Origin of the sequence: Sphingobium sp. B7D2B (assembly GCF_025961895.1) — a bacterium.
Taxonomy (GTDB): Bacteria; Pseudomonadota; Alphaproteobacteria; order Sphingomonadales; family Sphingomonadaceae; genus Sphingobium.
Genome location: NZ_JAOQOM010000001.1, coordinates 1,005,890 through 1,025,466, shown reverse-complemented (window position 1 = coordinate 1,025,466; position 19,577 = coordinate 1,005,890). Strand labels below are relative to the sequence as shown.

General features: G+C 65.4%; 17 protein-coding genes. 9 read left to right on the top strand and 8 right to left on the bottom strand.

The genetic code is table 11. From position 1 onward, the window contains the following. Nucleotides 1-20: 20 nt before the first annotated feature. Nucleotides 21-674 (bottom strand): hypothetical protein, encoded by a 654-nt coding sequence (locus M2341_RS04530; RefSeq protein ID WP_264584384.1) that lies wholly within the window; start codon nt 672-674, stop codon nt 21-23. Between the two features lie 255 nt (nt 675-929). Between M2341_RS04530 and ispH the strand changes: the two genes are divergently transcribed. From ispH to M2341_RS04505, 5 genes are all read left to right on the top strand, one after another. Further along, nucleotides 930-1,886, top strand: a complete 957-nt coding sequence (ispH, locus tag M2341_RS04525) for a 4-hydroxy-3-methylbut-2-enyl diphosphate reductase (RefSeq protein ID WP_413714902.1) — start codon at nt 930-932, stop codon at nt 1,884-1,886. 3 nt (nt 1,887-1,889) lie between these two features. After that, nucleotides 1,890-2,873, top strand: coding sequence for a homoserine kinase (gene thrB / locus M2341_RS04520; protein ID WP_264584383.1), 984 nt, complete (start codon nt 1,890-1,892; stop codon nt 2,871-2,873). Further along, nucleotides 2,870-3,307 carry a ribonuclease HI gene (gene rnhA, locus M2341_RS04515; RefSeq protein WP_181558845.1) on the top strand — a complete coding sequence of 146 codons (438 nt, stop codon included), beginning with the start codon at nt 2,870-2,872 and terminating at the stop codon, nt 3,305-3,307. The genes thrB and rnhA overlap by 4 nt, the downstream gene beginning before the upstream one ends. A 133-nt stretch (nt 3,308-3,440) precedes the next feature. Then, on the top strand, nt 3,441-4,928 hold the full coding sequence (gene amyA / locus M2341_RS04510) for an alpha-amylase (RefSeq protein WP_264584382.1): 1,488 nt from the start codon (nt 3,441-3,443) through the stop codon (nt 4,926-4,928). A gap of 105 nt (nt 4,929-5,033) precedes the next feature. Next, nucleotides 5,034-5,177, top strand: coding sequence for a hypothetical protein (locus M2341_RS04505; protein WP_181558843.1), 144 nt, complete (start codon nt 5,034-5,036; stop codon nt 5,175-5,177). A 63-nt stretch (nt 5,178-5,240) separates the two neighbouring features. Here M2341_RS04505 and M2341_RS04500 read toward each other — a convergent pair whose 3' ends face one another. The 3 genes from M2341_RS04500 to M2341_RS04490 form a co-directional block, all read right to left on the bottom strand. Further along, the gene (locus M2341_RS04500; protein WP_264584381.1) at nt 5,241-6,458 is read right to left on the bottom strand and encodes an argininosuccinate synthase; all 1,218 of its coding nucleotides are present in this window, start codon (nt 6,456-6,458) and stop codon (nt 5,241-5,243) included. Nucleotides 6,459-6,870: 412 nt separating this feature from the next. Further along, on the bottom strand, nt 6,871-9,102 hold the full coding sequence (gene katG, locus M2341_RS04495) for a catalase/peroxidase HPI (protein ID WP_264584380.1): 2,232 nt from the start codon (nt 9,100-9,102) through the stop codon (nt 6,871-6,873). Nucleotides 9,103-9,209: 107 nt separating this feature from the next. Further along, nucleotides 9,210-10,445: an SAM-dependent methyltransferase gene (locus M2341_RS04490; RefSeq protein WP_264584379.1), complete on the bottom strand. Its 1,236-nt coding sequence runs from the start codon at nt 10,443-10,445 to the stop codon at nt 9,210-9,212. Nucleotides 10,446-10,563: 118 nt separating this feature from the next. Here M2341_RS04490 and M2341_RS04485 point away from each other — a divergent pair, with 118 nt between their 5' ends. Further along, the gene (locus M2341_RS04485; protein WP_264584378.1) at nt 10,564-11,187 is read left to right on the top strand and encodes a flavin reductase family protein; all 624 of its coding nucleotides are present in this window, start codon (nt 10,564-10,566) and stop codon (nt 11,185-11,187) included. A 9-nt stretch (nt 11,188-11,196) separates the two neighbouring features. Here the strand turns inward: M2341_RS04485 and rlmN are convergent, their stop codons facing one another. Beyond that, nucleotides 11,197-12,465, bottom strand: coding sequence for a 23S rRNA (adenine(2503)-C(2))-methyltransferase RlmN (gene rlmN, locus M2341_RS04480; protein ID WP_264584377.1), 1,269 nt, complete (start codon nt 12,463-12,465; stop codon nt 11,197-11,199). 260 nt (nt 12,466-12,725) lie between these two features. Between rlmN and M2341_RS04475 the strand changes: the two genes are divergently transcribed. Beyond that, on the top strand, nt 12,726-12,998 hold the full coding sequence (locus M2341_RS04475; protein WP_264584376.1) for a PepSY domain-containing protein: 273 nt from the start codon (nt 12,726-12,728) through the stop codon (nt 12,996-12,998). 11 nt (nt 12,999-13,009) lie between these two features. On the opposite strand, the gene M2341_RS04470 is transcribed toward M2341_RS04475, so the two are convergent. Then, nucleotides 13,010-14,605: a M28 family metallopeptidase gene (locus M2341_RS04470; protein WP_264584375.1), complete on the bottom strand. Its 1,596-nt coding sequence runs from the start codon at nt 14,603-14,605 to the stop codon at nt 13,010-13,012. A gap of 86 nt (nt 14,606-14,691) precedes the next feature. Continuing rightward, complete coding sequence (locus tag M2341_RS04465) at nt 14,692-15,207, bottom strand: hypothetical protein (RefSeq protein ID WP_264584374.1); 516 nt, start codon at nt 15,205-15,207, stop codon at nt 14,692-14,694. A 172-nt stretch (nt 15,208-15,379) separates the two neighbouring features. Between M2341_RS04465 and dnaN the strand changes: the two genes are divergently transcribed. Beyond that, nucleotides 15,380-16,492 (top strand): DNA polymerase III subunit beta, encoded by a 1,113-nt coding sequence (dnaN, locus tag M2341_RS04460; protein WP_181558834.1) that lies wholly within the window; start codon nt 15,380-15,382, stop codon nt 16,490-16,492. 14 nt (nt 16,493-16,506) lie between these two features. Here the strand turns inward: dnaN and M2341_RS04455 are convergent, their stop codons facing one another. Then, entirely contained in the window at nt 16,507-17,838 is a 1,332-nt protein-coding gene (locus tag M2341_RS04455) for an amidohydrolase (RefSeq protein WP_264584373.1), read from the bottom strand. Nucleotides 17,839-17,988: 150 nt separating this feature from the next. Here M2341_RS04455 and M2341_RS04450 point away from each other — a divergent pair, with 150 nt between their 5' ends. Further along, on the top strand, nt 17,989-19,566 hold the full coding sequence (locus M2341_RS04450) for a gamma-glutamyltransferase family protein (protein ID WP_264584372.1): 1,578 nt from the start codon (nt 17,989-17,991) through the stop codon (nt 19,564-19,566). Nucleotides 19,567-19,577: the final 11 nt, after the last annotated feature.

The window sequence follows — 19,577 nt, the reverse complement described above, 5'->3', positions numbered from 1 at the left end:
CGTCCGGCCGCCGGAAAATGTCAGCGGGTCACGTTATAGCGGAGCTGGTCGGTGGTCAGGTTGAAACCCAGGAGCAGCTCGAAGCTGCTTCGCTGGATCGCCTCGCGCACTTCCGGGCGGGCCAGCGGATCGAGCGCCGCGTCCTCATCGCCCGTCTTGCGCGGGCGGGTGATCATGCGCTCGACCTCGGGCGGCAGCGTTGCCGCACTGCGATCGATATAGGCGGAGGTGCTACCCGTCGCCTCGGCACGCAGCGCCCCCTCGGCGAAATTCAGCCGCACCATCGTGACGCGCTTGGCGGTCACCGCCGTCGCGCCGCGCACGACCGCCGCGAAGACCGGCAGATCGACCGTCCGCGCCGGGCCCGCATCGCGGCGCACCGCGACCACCTTGTAGCCGACCTGCGAATAAATGTCGGTGTCACCCGTGGTGCACGCCGGCCGCACATCGGTGAGCGTCGCAACCACGTCGATCGCACGCGCGTCGCGGCTGTCGGCCGGGTCGAACAGCGTGACGTCGCCGGTGTGCGCGGCCACGGCCACGGTCGGGCATGCGGTGCGGAACTGGATGATGCCTTGTCCGGCGGAGTCGATGTCGCCGCGCTTCGCGCAGCCGGCCATGAGGGCGACAAGAGCTGCCAGAACGGCGGGTTTCGAGAGAGCGGCGATCCGCACGATGGCTCCAATTCCTTCATTCTGGTGCGCGCGGGATATCCCGCGCACAATCGGGTCCGCGCTTCTTAGTCGCGCTCCCACGGGCGCGCAACCGAAAGGGCACGTCGCCCGGACGGGCTGCAAAGACCTCGCCCGCGCCAGATGACCGCAGGATGAACCGGACGGCCGTTGCGCCCTCCCCCATTCTTCCGGCTTTCCCTCAGGCGGCCATGCCCCTAATGGGACTGGATGGATGGATCGACACATATGCCCGACATGCCTGCCTCTCGCCAGCGCCCCGCCCTCACCGTTCTGGTCGCCGCACCGCGCGGCTTCTGCGCCGGCGTCGACCGCGCGATCATGATCGTGGAGCGCGCGCTCGAGAAGTTCGGCGCGCCGGTCTATGTCCGGCACGAGATCGTCCACAACCGCTTCGTTGTCGATGGGCTGCGCGCCAAGGGCGCCATCTTCGTGGACGAGCTGGATCAGGTACCCGATGGGCGGCCGGTGGTCTTTTCCGCCCATGGCGTACCCAAGGTCGTGCCCGCCAATGCCGAGGCGCGCGGTCTCGATTATCTCGATGCGACCTGCCCGCTGGTCTCCAAGGTCCATCGACAGGCCGAGCGGCAGGTGGAGGCCGGGCGCCACATCCTGTTCATCGGCCATGCCAACCATCCCGAGGTGATCGGCACGTTCGGCCAGGTGCCGGACGGCGCGATGACGCTGATCGAGACGCAGGCAGATGCCGAGGCCTTCCAGCCCGCCCCCGGCGTGTCGCTGGCCTTCCTCACCCAGACCACGCTCTCCGTCGACGATACCGCGGAGATCGTCGCGACGCTGGAGCGGCGCTTTCCGGACATTGCCGCGCCAAAGGGCGAGGACATCTGCTACGCGACCTCCAACCGCCAGGCCGCAACGAAGGAAATCGCCCGTCGTGCGCAGGCTGTGATGGTCATCGGCGCGCCGAACAGCTCCAACTCCATGCGGCTGGTCGAGGTCGCCGACCGCAGCGGCGCGCGTGCCCGCCTGATCGAAACGGCCGACGAAATCGACTTCGACTGGCTGGCCGGCGTCGAGACGCTGGGCGTGACCGCCGGGGCCAGCGCGCCCGAAGTGCTGGTGCGCAGCGTGATCGACAAGCTCGCCACCCGCTTCGACGTGACCGAGGAGGAAGTGCTCACCACCACCGAATCGATCACCTTCAAGCTGCCGCGCGGCCTGGAAGCGGCCTGAGCCATGGCTGTCTACACGCAGGTGCCGGCCGAGACGCTGGCACTCTTCCTCGAACGCTACGATGTCGGCACCCTGCTCGCCGCCAAGGGCATCGCCGAGGGCGTCGAGAACAGCAATTATCTGGTCGACACGACCGGCGCGGACGGCAAAGGCGCCCGCTTCATCCTGACGCTCTACGAAAAGCGCGTGGATGTGGCGGACCTGCCCTTTTTCATGGATCTGCTCGACCATGTCGGCGCGCGTGGCTGCCCGGTGCCGCGCTTCATCCACGATCGCGAGGGCAAGGCACTGCAGACGCTGTGCGAGCGGCCCGCCGCCCTCATCGAGTTTCTGAACGGCGTCTCGGTGACCCACCCGACCCCGCCGCAGGCCCGGTCTGCCGGCGCGGCGCTGGGGCAGTTTCACCGCGCCGCCGAGGATTTCTCCGGCGAGCGCCCCAACACGCTCGGCCCGGAAGGATGGCACCGCCTCGCCAATGACTGCGGCGGCGCGCTGGATACCATCCAGCCGGGCCTGGAACAACGCGTACGGACCGAACTCGCCTATCTCGAGGCGCATTGGCCGGCGGATCTCGCGCGTGGCGTCATCCATGCCGATCTGTTTCCGGACAATGTGCTGATGCGCGGCGATGAGGTCGGCGGACTGATCGACTTCTACTTCAGCTGCACGGACATCCGCGCCTATGATCTCGCCATCATGCATGGCGCCTGGTGCTTCGGGCCCGACGGGCGGGACTTCGACAGCGCCGTGGCTTTGGCGCTGATCGCGGGATATCGCGCGACGCATGGGCTGACCGCGGAGGAATATGCCGCGCTGCCTGTCCTCGCACGCGGCGCTGCGCTGCGCTTCCTGCTGACCCGCGCCTATGACTGGATCAACACGCCCGCCAATGCGCTGGTGACGCGCAAGGATCCGCTGGCCTATCTGCGGCGCCTCGACTTTTATGCCGAAACGGACGCAGCGGCGCTGTTCGGCTCGGCCTCGTGAAAACCGTTCAGCTGTTCACCGACGGCGCCTGCAAGGGCAATCCCGGACCGGGCGGCTGGGGCGTGGTGCTGCGCTTCAACGGCCATGAGAAGGAGCTTTCCGGCGGGGAAGCGCACACCACCAACAACCGGATGGAGCTGATGGCCGCAATCGCCGGCCTCAACGCCCTCAAGGGGCCGTGCCATGTGATCCTGTCCACGGACAGCAACTATGTGAAGGACGGCATCACCCGCTGGATTCACGGCTGGCAGCGCAATGGCTGGCGCACCGCCGACAAGAAACCGGTCAAGAATGCCGACCTCTGGCAGGAACTGCTCGCCGCCGTCGCGCCCCACCGGATCGACTGGCAATGGGTAAAGGGCCACTCCGGCCACCCGGAGAATGAGCGCGCCGACCGTCTCGCCAGTGATGCGGCGGAGCGAGCGCGAGGTTAGGTTTTCGTGCCTCCGGGCTGCTGTTCGCGTTAGCCCCATAGCGCCCGGTTTTACGCCGGCTGGAACGTCCGCCGCCAACCTTCGTTACGGCGTGGAGCCGATCCTGGGCTCGTTAGCCAAAGATCGGACTTTTATGCCGCCACGCACCCTGATCCAGTTCTTCCATTGGTACACGCAGGATGGAGGGCGGCATTGGGATGAGGTGGCTGACAAGAGCGCGAGCCTGGCGGGCATCGGCATCACCGATGTCTGGCTGCCACCGGCCGGCAAGGGGGCGGCGGGCGGCTATTCGGTTGGATACGATGCCTATGACCTGTTTGACCTCGGCGAGTTCGATCAGAAGGGCACGGTAGCCACGAAGTATGGCGATCGCGCCGCGCTCGAACGGGCCTGCGCCGCCCTGCGCGATGCCGGATTGCGGGTGATCCACGACGTCGTCTTCAATCACAAGATGGGCGGAGACCAGACCGAACAGGTGCGCGTGCGCCGGGTCAATGCGGATAACCGCACCGAGATCGAGGACGAGGCTTTCGAGGCGCGCGCCTATACGCGCTTCACCTTCCCGGGGCGCAATGGCGCCCATTCCAAGTTCATCTGGGATGCCCGCTGCTTCAGCGGCGTGGACCATCTCGACGAGCCCAATGAGAATGGCGTGTTCAAGCTCGTCAACGACTATGGGGATGGCGAGTGGAACGCCGAGGTGGACGAGGAACTCGGCAACTTCGATTATCTGATGGGATCGGACATCGAGTTCCGCAACAACGCCGTCTACGAGGAGCTGAAATATTGGGGCCGCTGGCTGGCCGAGCAGCTTCCGGTCGATGGCTTCCGGCTCGATGCCGCCAAGCATATCCCGGCCTGGTTCTTCCGTGACTGGGTGGGACATATGCGGGAGAGCGTGGCGGACGACCTGTTCGTGGTCGCCGAATATTGGCACCCGGACATGACCGCCCTGCAGACCTATCTCGACCGCGTCGATCATCAGCTCGCTCTGTTCGACGTCGCCCTGCATCACCGCTTTCACGAGGCCTCGTGCGCGGGCGACGCATTTGACATGCGGACGATCTTCGACGGTTCGCTGGTGGCGGTGTCCCCGGACCGAGCTGTGACGATCGTCGCGAACCACGACACCCAGGCGCTGCAGGCCATGGAAGCACCCGTCGAGACCTGGTTCCGCCCGCTGGCTTATGCGCTGATCCTGCTGCGCGACGCCGGGGTGCCGTGCGTGTTCTATCCCGATCTCTATGGCGCGCGGTACAAGGATACGGGCGGCGATGGCGAGACTCATGAGGTCGAGATGCCGCCGATTGACGGCCTCGAGAAGCTGATCGAAGCGCGGCAGCGTTTCGCGCATGGCCCGCAGACCGACCTGTTCGACGACCCCCATGCCATCGGCTTCATCCGCCACGGCACCGGGGATGCGCCGGGCTGCGTCGTGCTGCTCACCAATGCGGGCGATGCCACCAAGGTCTTCGATCTCGGCCCGGACCATGCCGGCGCGGGCTTCCGCGATTATCTCGGGCATTGCGAGGAAGAAATCTGGTCGGACGACGAGGGACGGCTGACCGCGCGGGTGAATGGCGGAAGCGTGAGCGTGTGGGTGCGCAGCGACGCATTTTGAGGGGCTCAGCGCCAGCGCATTGCCCTTTTGGGAACTCCGAGGCGACCGATGCTCAGGAACGACCCTCCAACATCGCGCGTTGGCTCAATTGAAAGGAGTTCTCAGATGGAAGATGAGGTTCACAAGACCACCGAAGACGCCCGTGCCGGCCAGACGCCGCACATCGTCCGTTATGTGCTGAGCATCTCGCTCGTGCTTGCGGTGATTGTGATGGCGGTCGTTCTGTTCTGGGGCTCGGCCCAGAGCTGACGCCGGCCTGAACGCGCTTTTGCGCGCAAAAAAGTGGGGCCGGACGCGGCCGGCCCACATTCCTTAAATATCGCGGCGCCCGAGCAAGCGCAGACGCAGGGCGTTGAGCTTGATGAAGCCAGCCGCATCCCGCTGATCATAGGCGCCCGCATCATCCTCGAACGTCACGACCTTCTCGCTGTAGAGCGAATTGGGCGACTTGCGGCCCACGACGATGCAGCTGCCCTTATAGAGCTTGAGGCGGACCGTGCCCGCGACCTTCAGCTGGCTGTGGTCGATTGCTGCCTGCAGCATCTCGCGCTCGGGTGAGAACCAGAAGCCGTTGTAGACCAGCTCCGCATAGCGCGGCGCCAGTTCGTCCTTGAGGTGGGCAGCGCCGCGATCCAGCGTCAACTGCTCGATGCCGCGGTGTGCCAGCGCATAGATCGTGCCGCCCGGCGTCTCGTACATGCCGCGTGACTTCATGCCGACGAAGCGGTTCTCGACCAGATCGAGCCGGCCAATGCCGTGCTTGCGGCCCAGTTCGTTGAGCGCCTCGAGCAGCGTCGCGGGGCTCATCGCCTGGCCATTGAGGGCCGTGCCGTCACCCTTTTCGAAATCGACGGTGATATATTCCGGCGTGTCCGGCGCATCCTCGGGATTGACGGTGCGCGAATAGACATAGTCCGGCACCTCCTCCCACGGATCTTCCAGCACTTTGCCCTCCGAGGAGGTGTGCAGCATGTTGGCGTCGGTGGAGAAGGGCGCTTCGCCGCGCTTGTCCTTGGGCACCATGATCTGGTGCTGCTCGGCCCACTCGATGAGCTTGGTGCGCGAGGTCAGATCCCATTCGCGCCAGGGGGCGATGACCTTGATATCCGGCTGGAGCGCATAATAGCCCAGCTCGAACCGCACCTGGTCATTCCCCTTGCCGGTCGCGCCGTGGGACACGGCATCGGCCCCGACCATCTTGCCGATCTCGATCTGGCGCTTGGCGATGAGCGGCCGCGCGATGGAGGTGCCAAGCAGATACAGCCCCTCATACATGGCGTTAGCGCGCATCATCGGGAAGACATAATCCCGCACGAATTCCTCGCGCAGATCGTCGATGAAGATGTGCTCGGGCTTCACGCCGGCATTCAGCGCCTTCTGCCGGGCCGGCTCCAGCTCCTCACCCTGCCCCAGATCGGCCGTGAAGGTCACAACCTCGCAGCCATAATGGATTTGCAGCCACTTGAGGATGACGCTGGTATCGAGGCCACCGGAATAGGCGAGAACAACGCGCTTGATGGTGTCGGACATGGCGACAGGGGTCTTTCGAACTGGAGGTCGAGGATCAGGCCGGTCGCCTATCAGCGTCGCTCAAAACGCGCAACCTGTGAGGGACGCCGGGCGCGCCAATCCGCTGCACGCGGGCCGCCCATCATCGGTAAGATCGATCATTGAGACGACTTTAATCGATTTTCGTTCTTGACCGGGTGGCATTATTGTCAGCATCGGAACGCAGCCTGCAGCCTGCGTCCATTGCTCGCCGGTTCCCCACGGCCGCGCGGGCACCTGCTGCCCCGGCACCCCCCTCCTGCCGGGGCAGCTATCGCCTCCCGAAATTCCCCAGCATCCGGCAAGACCGCGGCTGCTTTGCGCTCGCCTGAGTCAAAACCGCCCGGCCCCATGTCTGGAGCCGGGCGGCGAAGCATCCGTCATGGAAGAGGGATTATGCCGAGAGATCGAACCGGTCGGCGTTCATCACCTTCACCCAGGCCGCGATGAAGTCGGCCACGAACTTGTCGGCAGCGTCGGACGACGCATAGACCTCCGACAGCGCCCGCAATTGGGAGTTCGATCCGAACACCAGATCGGTGCGGGTCGCGGTCCATTTCTCCATGTCCGTCTTGCGGCAGGTGCCGACGAACACCTCGTCGCCGCGATCATCGACTTCCTTCCACGCCGTGCCCATGTCGAGCAGGTTGACGAAGAAGTCGTTGGTCAGCTGGCCGGGACGATCCGTCAGCACGCCTTCCTTGCGGCCATTGTGATTGGCACCGAGCACGCGCAGCCCGCCGACCAGCACCGTCATCTCCGGCGCGCTCAGGCGCAGTAGCTGGGCGCGGTCGATCATCAGCTCCTCGGTCGGCACGCTGAAGCGCACCTGGAGATAATTGCGGAAGCCGTCTGCCTTGGGCTCCAGCACGGCGAAGCTCTCGGCATCGGTCCAGTCCTGCACGGCATCGGTGCGACCGGGGATGAACGGCACGGTCACTGCGCGCCCGGCTGCCTTGGCGGCCTGCTCGATGCCGACGCTGCCGCCCAGCACGATCAGATCGGCAATGCTCACCTTCTTCCCGCCCGACGCCGCCGCATCGAAGTCCGCCTTGATGCCCTCATAGACATTCAGGACGCGGGCCAGTTGCGCGGGCTGATTGACTTCCCAGTCCTTCTGCGGCGCAAGGCGGATGCGCGCGCCATTGGCGCCGCCGCGATGGTCCGAGCCGCGATAGGTCGAGGCCGAGGCCCAGGCGGTGGTGACAAGCTCGGCCACGGACAGGCCTGATGCCGCGATCTTCTCCTTGAGCGCTGCCACATCGGCGGCGTCGATCGGCGCATGGTCGGCCTTGGGGATCGGATCCTGCCAGATCAGGTCTTCGGTCGGCACCTCCGGGCCCAGATAGCGCGCCTTCGGTCCCATGTCGCGGTGGCACAGCTTGAACCAGGCCCGTGCGAAGCAATCCGCGAAATAGTCCGGATTCGCGCGAAATTTCTCCATGATCACCCGATAGGCGGGGTCCATCTTGAACGCCATGTCCGCCGTGGTCATCATCGTCGGCACATGCTTGGCAGGGTTGTGCGCGGCCGGCGCCAGCGTCTCGGGCGGATTGCCGACCGGCTGCCATTGCTTCGCGCCGGCAGGGCTGCGCACCAGCTCATACTCATGGTCGAGCAACATGTCGAAATAGCTCATGTCCCAACTGATCGGCGTCGGCGTCCACGCGCCTTCGATGCCGCTGGTGATCGTATGATCGCCGATGCCGCTCTCATGGCTCGACTGCCAGCCAAGGCCCTGCTGCGCGATGTCTGCGCCTTCCGGCTCGGCGCCGATCTTGGAGGCATCGCCCGCGCCATGCGCCTTGCCGAAGGTGTGGCCACCGGCCGTCAGGGCAGCTGTCTCTTCATCGTCCATGCCCATGCGCTTGAACGTCTCGCGAATGTCACGTGCGGACTGGAGCGGATCGGGATTGCCGCCCGGCCCTTCCGGATTGACGTAGATGAGGCCCATCTGGATCGCGGCGAGCGGATCCTCCAGCGCGCGGCCCTCGGCCTCGTCAATGCGGGTGAGATTGCCTTCCTGGCCCACCCACTGCTCCTCGGTGCCCCAGTAGATGTCCTTCTCCGGCTCGAACACGTCGGCGCGGCCGCCGCCGAAGCCAAACACCGGACCGCCCATCGATTCGATCGCGACATTTCCGGCGAGGATCATCAGGTCCGCCCAGCTCAGCTTGGCGCCATATTTCTGCTTGATCGGCCAGAGCAGCCGGCGGGCCTTGTCCAGATTGGCGTTGTCCGGCCAGCTGTTGAGCGGGGCGAAGCGCTGCTGCCCGCTATTGGCGCCACCGCGTCCATCACCGGTGCGATAGGTGCCCGCCGAGTGCCACGCCATGCGGATGAAGAACGGGCCATAATGGCCGTAATCCGCCGGCCACCAGGGCTGGCTGTCCGTCATCAACGCATGGAGGTCGCGTTTGACGGCCTCATAATCCAGCGTCTTGAACGCTGCGGCATAGTCGAAATCGTCCCCCATCGGGTCGGTGGAGAGACCGTTTCGCTGGAGAATTTCGAGCGAGAGCTGGTTGGGCCACCAGTCGCGGTTGGTGCGGCCCAGCAGCGAGCGCATGGCTGCGGACGTCTTCATCGGGCAACCCAACGGCGAACCACTTGTTTTCGCGTCCATTTCAATATCCTTCCCGATCAAAATTCATTGAGGGGAGATTATCGAACAGCGGCCGCCTGAAACAGCGATTAAACTTCGTTATTGAAAGCTAGATTTTCGATCAAGGATCAGCCCTTGGCGCGATAACGCGCCTCGGCCTGCGCCATATAGTCTCGCGTGATCGGCAGGGTGTGGCGATTGCGGACGAACTGGAGCTGGTAGATCGTCTGGCTGCCATAGAGGAAGCCGGACGCTGCTGCTGCCAGATAGAAAGTCCACATGCGGAAGAAGCGCTCGTCATACAGGGCGACGATCTCTGTCTTCGCCGCAAGCGTGCGCTGATACCAATGCTCGAGCGTGTAGTAATAATGCATGCGCAGCACTTCGATGTCGGTCAGCAGCAGGCGGTTGGGCTCGCTGCCTTCCATGATCTCCGACAGCGCCGGCGCGTAACCGCCGGGGAAGATATATTTGCGCATGAACCCATCCGTCGACGACGGGCCATTGAGGCGACCGATCGTGTGCAGCAACATCACCCCGTCCGGCTTCAGCAGATTGTGGCAGGTGCGGAAAAACTCGCGATAATGGCGCACGCCGACATGCTCGAACATGCCGACCGAGACGATGCGATCGAACGTGCCGTTCACATCGCGATAATCGATCAGCTCGAAGCGGACGCGATCGGCGACGCCCGCCTCCTGCGCCCTGCGCCGCGCGACCTTGAGCTGCTCCTCGGACAAGGTGACGCCGAGCACGTCCACATCCGCCACGCGACTGAGATACAGGGCCATGCCGCCCCAGCCGCAGCCGATGTCCAGCACCTGCTGCCCGGGCTTCAGGTCGAGCTTGGCGGCGATATGCGCCTTCTTGTCGATCTGCGCCTGCTCAAGGCTCACCGCATCGGGGTCGGTAAAGTAGGCGCAGCTATATTGCCGGTCCTTGTCGAGAAACAGCGCATAGAGCTTGTCCGACAGGTCGTAGTGATGCGCGACATTGGCCCTGGAGCGACCGCGCTTATTGTAATTGTCACGCCAGTGCTTGATCCGCTCGCCTATCCAGCCGAGCAGGCTCGGCTCATCGAGCGTCTTGCCACTTTCAAGCGGCGAATTGGCCCCCACCAGCATGATCAGGTTCCAGATGCTGCCCTGCTCGATGATGAGCTTGCCATCCATGAACCCTTCGGCCGCGCCGAGCGCCGGATTGGTGAGGATGGCGCGTGCGGCGGCATCATCGGTGAAGCGGATGGCGACGTCCGGCCAGCCCCTCACGGCTGTTCCCAACACTTCCTGCGACCCATCCGCATAGCGGATGGTCAATGTGCCCTGACTGATGACCTTGCCGAGCAGGCGACCCAATATTCTCATGGCGCGCGTTTATAGCGCGGCGGATCGTTCGGTCACCCCCTTTCAAGAAGAGCGGGCGCTTTCCCTGACCGGTCCATCTGCTATTCCGCTGCCTCGGCCCATCGGAGATGAGACGATCATGACCACCCCCAGCTTCCACAGCTACCGCCCGGCCGATGGTCATGGGCTGGCGCACAATCCGCTGAACGCCATCGTCGCGCCAAGGCCGATCGGGTGGATCGGGACGGTGAGCGCAACCGGTGTGCCCAATCTCGCGCCCTACAGCTTCTTTAATCTCTTCGCCTACAGCCCGCCGATCATCGGCTTCTCATCCAGCGGCGTGAAGGACAGCCTGATCAATGCCCGTGCGACCGGCGTCTTCACCTGGAATCTGGTGGGCCGCTCCCTGGCAGAGGCGATGAACGCCACATCCGCAGAGGTCGCGCCGGACATTGACGAATTCGCGCTCGCTGGGCTCGAACCGCTCGCCTCGGTGGAAATCGCGGCACCGCGCGTGGCGGCCAGTCCGGTGCAGTTCGAATGCCGGGTGACAGACATCATGCCGCTGCGTGGCCTTTCCGGCGCGCAAAGCGGTAATGTGATGGTCTTTGGCGAAGTGGTCCACATCCACATCGATCCGGCCTGCCTGCATGACGGCATCTATCGCACCACCGATGCCGTGCCGGTGGCGCGGGGCGGAGGTCCGGCCGACTATTATGAGATCCGGCCCGACACACAGTTCCTGATGAAGCGCCCCGGCTGAACCCTCGGATCAGCCGAGCGCGGCCTGCTTCTCGGCCGCGAGCCGATCCAGCTCGGCACGGCTCTTCTTCTCGCTGGCGGACTTGAGCTGCCCGCAGGCGGCCATGATGTCGCGACCGCGCGGCGTGCGCACCGGCGCGGAAATACCCGCCTCGAACACGATGTCCGAGAAGCGCCTGATCCGCTCCGGGGCGGAGCATTCATAAGGCGCGCCGGGCCACGGGTTGAAGGGAATGAGGTTCACCTTGGCCGGCAGACGATAGTGGCGGAGCAGACGGACCAGTTCGCGCGCATCTTCATCGCTGTCATTCTTGTCCTTGAGCATCACATATTCGAACGTGATGCGACGGGCATTATTGGCACCGGGATAGTCGGCACAGGCCTGGAGCAGCTCTTCCAGGCCGAACTTGCGGTTGAGCGGCACGATCTCGTCGCGCACCTCCTTGGTGACGGCGTGGAGCGAGACGGCCAGATTGACTCCGATCTCCTCGCCCGCGCGCGCCATCATCGGCACCACGCCGCTGGTGGAGAGCGTGATGCGACGCTTGGAAAGCGCCAGCCCGTCGCCATCCATCACCACCTTGAGCGCATCGCGGACATGCTCGAAATTATAGAGCGGCTCGCCCATGCCCATCATCACGATGTTGGTGAGCAGGCGCCCGTCCGGGCTGTACTGCGGCGCGTCGTCGTCTTCTTCCTCTTCGACCTCGCCGAAGCCGGCCATGCTGCCCTTTGGCCACTCGCCAAGGGCATCGCGCGCGAGCATCACCTGCCCGACGATCTCGCCGGGCGTCAGATTGCGCACCAGACGCATCGTGCCGGTGTGGCAAAAGCGACAATTGAGCGTGCAGCCGACCTGGCTGGACACGCACAGCGTCCCCCGGTCCGCGTCCGGGATGAAGACCATTTCATAATCCTGCGCGTCGTCGGAGCGCAGCAGCCATTTGCGCGTGCCATCCGAGCTGATCTGCGCTTCCACCACATTGGGCCGCCCGACGATGAAGCGCTCGGCCATCCAGCCCCGCATCGGCTTGGCCAGATCGGTCATGCGTTCAAAGTCGGTCTCACCGCGATGATAGAGCCAGTGGAAGAGCTGCTTGGCGCGCAGCTTCGCCTGTTTCTCATCGAGACCGGCCGCACTCAGCTCAGCCTTGATCTGGGCGCGGGAGAGACCAACGAGATCGACCCGCCCGTCCTCGCGCGGCGTGATCGCGCGGGGGACCGGCACAGGATCGACATGGCCGGGGAGCGGCATGAGGGGCGTCGCAGTGTGGGGCATGGGGCGCATATAATCGCATGTTGGAGCTTGCGCCAGTGGCGTTGACCAACCCCGATCCCGGCAGACCATCCCCATACGAAACCGGATTTCCCGTCGTCACGGGAACCCGGCGAGCGAGGAGCCGTTACGCTCTGGTCGTCCGGGCCCCTCTGGCGCTTGCTGGCAAGCGTGATGTCGGACGCCCCACCGCGCCCGAGGCACATCATTCCACGTACGCCATTCGCCGTGGAATCCTTCGGCGCCTATCGGAGGATTAATCCATGAAGTTCACGTTCCCGCTCCCCCTCGCCGCCCTGACCTCGCTCGCCTGCGCGACGCCCGCTTTCGCCGCGGACCGTGCCCCGACCCCGGAGGAGGCGAAGGCCATCACGGCTGTGCTACACGACGCGGGCTTCAAAAGCTGGGACGAGATCGAGTTCGACATCGACGACAACCGCTGGGAGGTCGATGACGCGCGCGATGCGCAGGGCCAGCAATGGGATCTCCATCTCGCCCCGAAAACCTACGCGATCATCCGCCGCGAACGAGATTGACGGCGGGCTGACTAGTTCGCAAAGCGCTTGAAATAGCTGGTCTCCAGCCACCGCGGGCGCTCTGGCGCGTTGGCGACGCGCTGGGTGAGCGCAATGACATAGTCGGTCAGCTTGACGCCCTCGGCCTTCATTACCGGCTGCAGAAGATCATCCTGGGGAGAATGGTAGATGTTCGCGCGCCACGCGGCCTCCACCGCCTCTTCCGGCGTCCCGAGCTTGAAACCATATTTGGGGAAGAGCGCCGGGATGCCCTGCTTTATGAAGCTATATTGATCCGACCGGATGAACACGTTGCGATCCGGCTTGGGGTCCGGGACGATGGGCAGGCCCATCGCCTCGCTCACCGCCTGCGCATGAGCACCAAGGGTGCTCTCCTCATAGCCGATGGGCGTGATGCTGGTCAGCGGAAAGATCGGCAGCGGCATGTCCAGATTGATGTTCGCCACGATCGAGCCGGTCGGCACCGTGGGACGATTGGCGAAATAGCGCGAGCCAAGCAGGCCCTTCTCTTCTGCCGTGACGATGGCGAACAGGATCGAGCGGCGGGTCTTTTGGGGCGCCGCCGCCAGCGCCTTGGCCGCCTCGATCATGCTGGCGACGCCGACGGCATTATCGAACGCCCCGTTATAGATGGCATCGCCATTGACCGGCGTTCCGATGCCATAGCCATCCAGATGCGCCGAGAGGACGACATATTCCGAGGCCAGTGCCGGGTCCGATCCGGGCAGGACCGCGATGATGTTGTTGCTGCTGAGCGGCTTTTGGGTCGCCTTAATCGTCGCGGCAAAACGGGCCGGCAGATCGAAGACGGGCAGCGGCGCGGATGTGTCCGACAGGGCGGACAGCGCCTCGAAGCTCTGCCCCGTACCCTCGAACAGCAGGCCGGCCTTTTCCGGCGAGAGGGTCGCCATCATGAAGGGCACCGAGACATCGCGCAGCGCCGGATCGGCCAGATACATGGAGGAAAGGCTCGCATTGCCGACCTGCCGCTCCCACCGGATCTCGACCTGTTTGGGGGTGGTGAGCGCAATCATGCCCAAGGCACCCCGCTCAGCGAGCAGCTTCGCGCGCGCCGAGCGCGCATCCGACTTCAGCGCGCCCGAAATGTCGGCCGGGCCGCCGGAGAGTACGACCACAACCTTGCCCTTGACGTCGATCCCCGCGAAATCGTCGTGACCGGCCTCGGCTATGGAGAGGCCATAGCCGGCAAAGACGAGCGGCGCGTCGATGCTGGCCGGCATGGGCGTATTGCCACGGAAGAACAGATCCTGCGGGGTCGCCAGAACCACATCGCCCGATGCGCGCTTGAGCACCGCCGTGCTCGCCGGCTGATCGAAGCGCTGCTCGACCAGATCGACACGCTGGAAATAGCCGTCCGTTCCCGCCGCCCGCGCCCCGAGGTTGCGAAAGGCCTCGACGACATAATCGGCCGCGCGATCATAGCCCGGCGTGCCGGCTCCGCGCCCTTCATTGGCGTCGCTGGCAAGTTCCTCGACATGGCCCCACCAGGCATTGATCCGGTCAGGCGATGGGTCGGGCAGCTGCGCAGCCAGTGGGGCGGCGATCAGGCAGCCAATGACTGCCCCTAGGGCGTGGCGATAGAACATGAAGCATGGTCTCCCCGGACGATGCGCCGCATGCTGCAATGCAACAAGAGCGCTGTCAACGCATGGCGGGACCGGCAAAGCAGCGCTTAACGTCGCCGCGCGCAGCCCAGCGCCGCCGCATCGATGGCGGTGGCGGCACCGCCCAAGGCATAGCGATCGGTAAAGCGGCCGCCGGCCCGCGCCCGGCCGGAGATGCTCATCGTCCGGTTGGTGCGCATCGCGGCGATGATCGCCGCATCGCTTGCTGGGTCCGCCGCCCAGACATCCGCCTCGGACCCAACCAGCGCGAATTGCCTGCCGCCGAGGGACAGAACCGCGTGCGTATCCTTGGCAAGTTGATGGCTGAGGCGAATATTCACCTGCCCGCGCAGCCCGGCGCGAGGCCAGTAGCCAATGGCGGCAAACGGGCGCCAGGGCGATGCTTCCCAGCCCCCGGCCATCGGCTGGGCCATGGCAAAGCAGCGCCGAGCGTTCGGATCCCGGAACGCGCCCCAGCCCTCGAACACGCCGAGCACATCCCGCGCCCGCGCGCTCCCGGCCGCGGCAAGCGCGGCGCCGATCAGCAGCAGAGCGAGCGCACGGACAGGGCGGGTGAGCGTCATGCCGCCGGACAAAGCGTAACGCGCCCGCGAACACAAGACGGCGCCGGGTGGGTACGCGCTTTTTTCTCGGGGCGACTTGCCCCATGCGGCAATTTCGATAAGGAAAGAGGCTCCAAGAGCGGACTCCTTCGCTCCGACTCCATCAACCGGATAAGAAACGGACACCAGAGGGATGAAGGCCACCATCGAACGTGCGACGCTCCTGAAGAGCCTCGGCCATGTCCAGTCGGTCGTGGAGCGGCGCAACACGATCCCGATTCTCTCGAACGTGCTGATCGACGCGACCGGCGACGGCGCCATCAAGCTGATGGCCACCGACCTCGATCTGCAGATCGTCGAGAATGTGCAGGCGCAGGTGGAAACGCCGGGCGCCACCACGGTCTCGGCCCACACGCTGTTCGACATCGCGCGCAAGCTGCCAGAGGGCAGCCAGGTCCGCCTGGAAGCCGCCGAGGGCAAGATGCTCGTGCAAGCCGGGCGTGCGCGCTTCAACCTGCAGACGCTGCCGCGCGACGACTTTCCGATCATCGCGGAAGGCGCGCTGCCCACCAGCTTCGAGCTGCCGGCCGCCTCGCTCATCCAGATCATCGACAAGACGCGCTTTGCGATCTCCACCGAGGAGACGCGCTATTATCTGAACGGCATCTTCCTGCACGTCGCGGAAGACCCCGCCCCGGTGCTGAAGGCCGCTGCGACCGACGGCCACCGCCTCGCCCGCGTGACGGTCGTGCGCCCCGATGGCGCCGAGGGCATGCCGGACATCATCATTCCGCGCAAATGCATTGCCGAGCTGCGCAAGCTGCTCGACGAAGTGGACGGCAGCGTGCGCATCGACCTCTCGCCCACCAAGATCCGCTTCGACCTTGGCAATGCGGTGCTGACCAGCAAGCTGATCGACGGCACCTTCCCGGATTACAGCCGGGTGATTCCGACCGGCAACGACAAGCTGCTCAAGATCGATCCGCGCAGCTTCGAGGAAGGCGTGGACCGCGTCGCGACCATCGCCACCGAGAAGACCCGTGCCGTGAAGATGGCGCTGGAGAAGGACAAGATCACCCTCTCCGTCACCAGCCCGGAAAACGGCACCGCCGCCGAGGAAGTGCCCGGCGACTACAGCGCCGCGCCCATCGAGATCGGCTTCAACGCGCGCTATCTGCTCGACATTCTCGGACAGGTCGAAGGCGACTCGGTGGAAGTCCACCTCGCCGACGCCGCCGCGCCGACGCTCATCCGCGAGAATGAGAAGGCGCCGGCGCTTTACGTGCTCATGCCGATGCGGGTCTGATCCGCGCACCAAGCTTATTTGGGATTGGCCAACACCGAGAGGGCCGCGACCGACAGGCTGCGTATGGCCGTTGGGATGGCGCTTTCGGCGTCCGGCAGGAAGTAGGGCGAGTGGTTTGTCGGGAGCGGCTCGCCACGCTTGGCATAATCGGCGATGACTGACGGCAGATAGCCGCCGACACCCAGATAGACCGAGCGCATGCCGCTGGCTGAAACCAGTTCCGAATAGTCCTCGCTGGCCGAACCGCCCGGCGCACTGGCCGCGATCAGCGCAATGTCGTCCCACCCCGCCGTGCGCAGGGCAGCTGCGGTTTTTGCAGCGAGATCATCGTCATTGATGACTGATGCCGCGCCCCTGCTGTGATCGATCACCGGTTCGGGCGCCTGCGACATGGTCGCGACGGAGAGTGCCGTGCGCTTCACGCCCTCGACCAGCTGCTCGCGCACCTCCGGCGAGAAGGAGCGCAGCGTCAGGGCCAGCGATGCCGTGTCCGGGATGATATTGGCCGCCGTGCCCGCCTGGAACGAGCCGACCGTCACGACCCCGAACTCAAACGGATCCTTCTGCCGGCTGACCACGGTTTGCACATCCATGACGAAGCGCGCGCCCATCACGATGGGATCGATGGTGCGGCTCGGCATCGAGCCGTGACCGCCCTTGCCCTTGAAAGTGATCCGGATGGTGTCCGAATTGCTGGTAAAGGCACCCTGCTTGACCACGATCCGCCCGACGGCATCATTGCCGACATGGGCCGCAAAGCCGTAATCGGGCTTGGGGAAGCGCGTGAACAGACCGTCCTCGACCATCTTGCGCGCGCCCTGCCCGCTTTCCTCGCCCGGCTGCGCGACGAACAGCATCGTCCCGCGCCACTGGTCCCGCATGGCGAGCATGGCTTTCGCCGTGCCGACCCACCAGGCCATGTGCAGATCATGGCCGCAGCTATGCGCGACGAACGTGGTCTTGCCTTGATACGGCGCCTCACGGGTGCTCGCGAAGGGCGACTGGCTCAGCTCCTTCATCGGCAGGGCATCCATGTCCGCACGGATCAGCACCACCGGCCCCTCGCCATTGCGCAGCACGGCGACGACGCCGGTCCCGCCAACCTTCTCCGTGACCTCCAGCCCCAGCTTGCGCATTTCCTGCGCCAGCCGCGCGGCCGTGCGGGTTTCCGCCAGGCTCAGCTCGGGATTGGCGTGCAGATCGCGATAGAGGGCGATCAGGTCCGGCGTGCTCTGCTTGATGGATTGCTCGATGGCACCGGTCGCTCGCGCATCCACGGTCGCGGCCATGGCCGGACTGGCCAGCGCCGACATGGCGAGGAGGAACGCGAGAGGGGATTTGAGCATGGCATCTCTCCGGGAGAAGGAAGCTGGGTGGCACAACCGAGCCGGAGCATAGACATGGGTCTGGACGACGTGAAGTTGAAAGTTATGCAGAAGATGCATACTAGTGCACCCGCAGCGGACGGGATGCGCTGATCGGAAAGGACCATGATCATGCAAGACAGTGCCCACGGCAGCCACGGAATGGTCACCGCGCCCCATCATCTGGCCAGCGAAGCCGGCCTGTCCATCCTGCGGGATGGCGGCACGGCCATCGAGGCGGCGATTGCCACCGCCGCGTGCCTCGCCGCGGTCTATCCGCACATGACGGGAATCGGCGGGGATGGTTTCTGGCTGATCCACGAGCCAGACGGCCGGGTTTGGGCCATCGACGCCTGCGGGCGCAGTCCTCTGGCGCTTGGCGATGCCTATGCCGGCCTGTCGGCCATTCCCTGGCGCGGGCCGCTCGCCGCCAATACCGTGGCGGGCACGGTCTCCGGATGGGATCTGGCGCGGTCCTCGCTGGCCTCTCCCCTCCCCCTGCATCGCCTGCTCGCGGACGCCATTGCCCGTGCCGAACAGGGCGTGGCGGTGACCGCCGGCGGCGCCGAACTGGCCGCGAGCAAATCGGACGAACTGACATGCGTACCGGGCGCCTATCGCACGATCTTCGAGCCGGAGGGCCGCCCGCTCCGCCAGGGCGAAACGCTGCGCCAGCCGCAACTCGCCGAAACGTTGAGAATGCTGGCCGAGGATGGGCTGGACAGCTTCTATCGCGGCGCGCTCGCCGAGCGGATCGCCGATGATCTCACCCAGCTCGGCAGTCCGGTGACGGCTCAGGATCTGGCGGCCCACCGCGCGACCTCGCCTGCCCCACTCACCGTGCGGCTGCGCGACGCCACGCTCTACAATACCGCCCCGCCGACGCAGGGCCTCGCGTCGCTGCTGATCCTCGCGCTGTTCGACCGGTTGCCGGCGGAACAGGCCGAAAGTTTCGCGCATCTGCACGGGCTGGTCGAGGCGACCAAGCAGGCCTTTCTGGTCCGCGATGCGCATGTCGGCGATCCGGCTTTCATGGAGATCGATCCGCAGGCGCTGCTCGATGACGCGGCGGGCCTGGACCGGATGGCGCAGGCGATCGATCCGGCGCGAGCCATGCCGTGGCCCCGTCCCTCGGCCCTGGGAGATACCTGCTGGTTCGCCGCTGCCGATGCGCGCGGGCAGGTGGTGAGCTGCATCCAGAGCACCTATTTCGAGTTCGGCTCGGGCCTGGTGCTCCCGCAGAGCGGCATCACATGGCAGAATCGCGGCTGCTCTTTCCGCCTCGCCGACGAGGGCTGGAATGCCCTCAAGCCCGGCCGCAAGCCGTTCCACACCTTGAATCCCGCGCTGGCGCATTTCGATGACGGCCGGGTGATGGCCTATGGCACTATGGGTGGCGAAGGCCAGCCACAGACGCAGGCCGCTCTGTTCAGCCGCTATGCCCGCTTCGGCGTGCCGTTGCAGCAGGCGATCTCCGCACCGCGCTGGCTGCTCGGCCGGACATGGGGGGAAGAGAGCACATCACTCAAGCTGGAGGACCGCTTCGACCCGGCGCTTTATGCGCAGCTTCGCGCGGCGGGGCATGAGGTGGAGCTGGTCGCACCGATGACGGCGATGATGGGCCATGCCGGCGCCATCGTCCGCCATGCCGATGGGCAGCTGGAAGGCGCGAGCGATCCGCGCAGCGACGGCAAGGCGGCGGGCCTTTGACGTCAGCCCGC

What these genes read in the sequence shown, in the direction of transcription:
- M2341_RS04505 (WP_181558843.1), top strand. Translation starts at nt 5,034, where the DNA reads ATGGAAGATGAGGTTCACAAGACCACCGAAGACGCCCGTGCCGGCCAG.
- M2341_RS04485 (WP_264584378.1), top strand. Translation starts at nt 10,564, where the DNA reads ATGACCACCCCCAGCTTCCACAGCTACCGCCCGGCCGATGGTCATGGG.
- dnaN (WP_181558834.1), top strand. Translation starts at nt 15,380, where the DNA reads ATGAAGGCCACCATCGAACGTGCGACGCTCCTGAAGAGCCTCGGCCAT.
- thrB (WP_264584383.1), top strand. Translation starts at nt 1,890, where the DNA reads ATGGCTGTCTACACGCAGGTGCCGGCCGAGACGCTGGCACTCTTCCTC.
- M2341_RS04450 (WP_264584372.1), top strand. Translation starts at nt 17,989, where the DNA reads ATGCAAGACAGTGCCCACGGCAGCCACGGAATGGTCACCGCGCCCCAT.
- M2341_RS04500 (WP_264584381.1), bottom strand. Translation starts at nt 6,458, where the DNA reads ATGTCCGACACCATCAAGCGCGTTGTTCTCGCCTATTCCGGTGGCCTC.
- ispH (WP_413714902.1), top strand. Translation starts at nt 930, where the DNA reads ATGCCTGCCTCTCGCCAGCGCCCCGCCCTCACCGTTCTGGTCGCCGCA.
- rlmN (WP_264584377.1), bottom strand. Translation starts at nt 12,465, where the DNA reads ATGCCCCACACTGCGACGCCCCTCATGCCGCTCCCCGGCCATGTCGAT.
- M2341_RS04475 (WP_264584376.1), top strand. Translation starts at nt 12,726, where the DNA reads ATGAAGTTCACGTTCCCGCTCCCCCTCGCCGCCCTGACCTCGCTCGCC.
- amyA (WP_264584382.1), top strand. Translation starts at nt 3,441, where the DNA reads ATGCCGCCACGCACCCTGATCCAGTTCTTCCATTGGTACACGCAGGAT.
- M2341_RS04470 (WP_264584375.1), bottom strand. Translation starts at nt 14,605, where the DNA reads ATGTTCTATCGCCACGCCCTAGGGGCAGTCATTGGCTGCCTGATCGCC.
- katG (WP_264584380.1), bottom strand. Translation starts at nt 9,102, where the DNA reads ATGGACGCGAAAACAAGTGGTTCGCCGTTGGGTTGCCCGATGAAGACG.
- M2341_RS04465 (WP_264584374.1), bottom strand. Translation starts at nt 15,207, where the DNA reads ATGACGCTCACCCGCCCTGTCCGTGCGCTCGCTCTGCTGCTGATCGGC.
- M2341_RS04490 (WP_264584379.1), bottom strand. Translation starts at nt 10,445, where the DNA reads ATGAGAATATTGGGTCGCCTGCTCGGCAAGGTCATCAGTCAGGGCACA.
- M2341_RS04455 (WP_264584373.1), bottom strand. Translation starts at nt 17,838, where the DNA reads ATGCTCAAATCCCCTCTCGCGTTCCTCCTCGCCATGTCGGCGCTGGCC.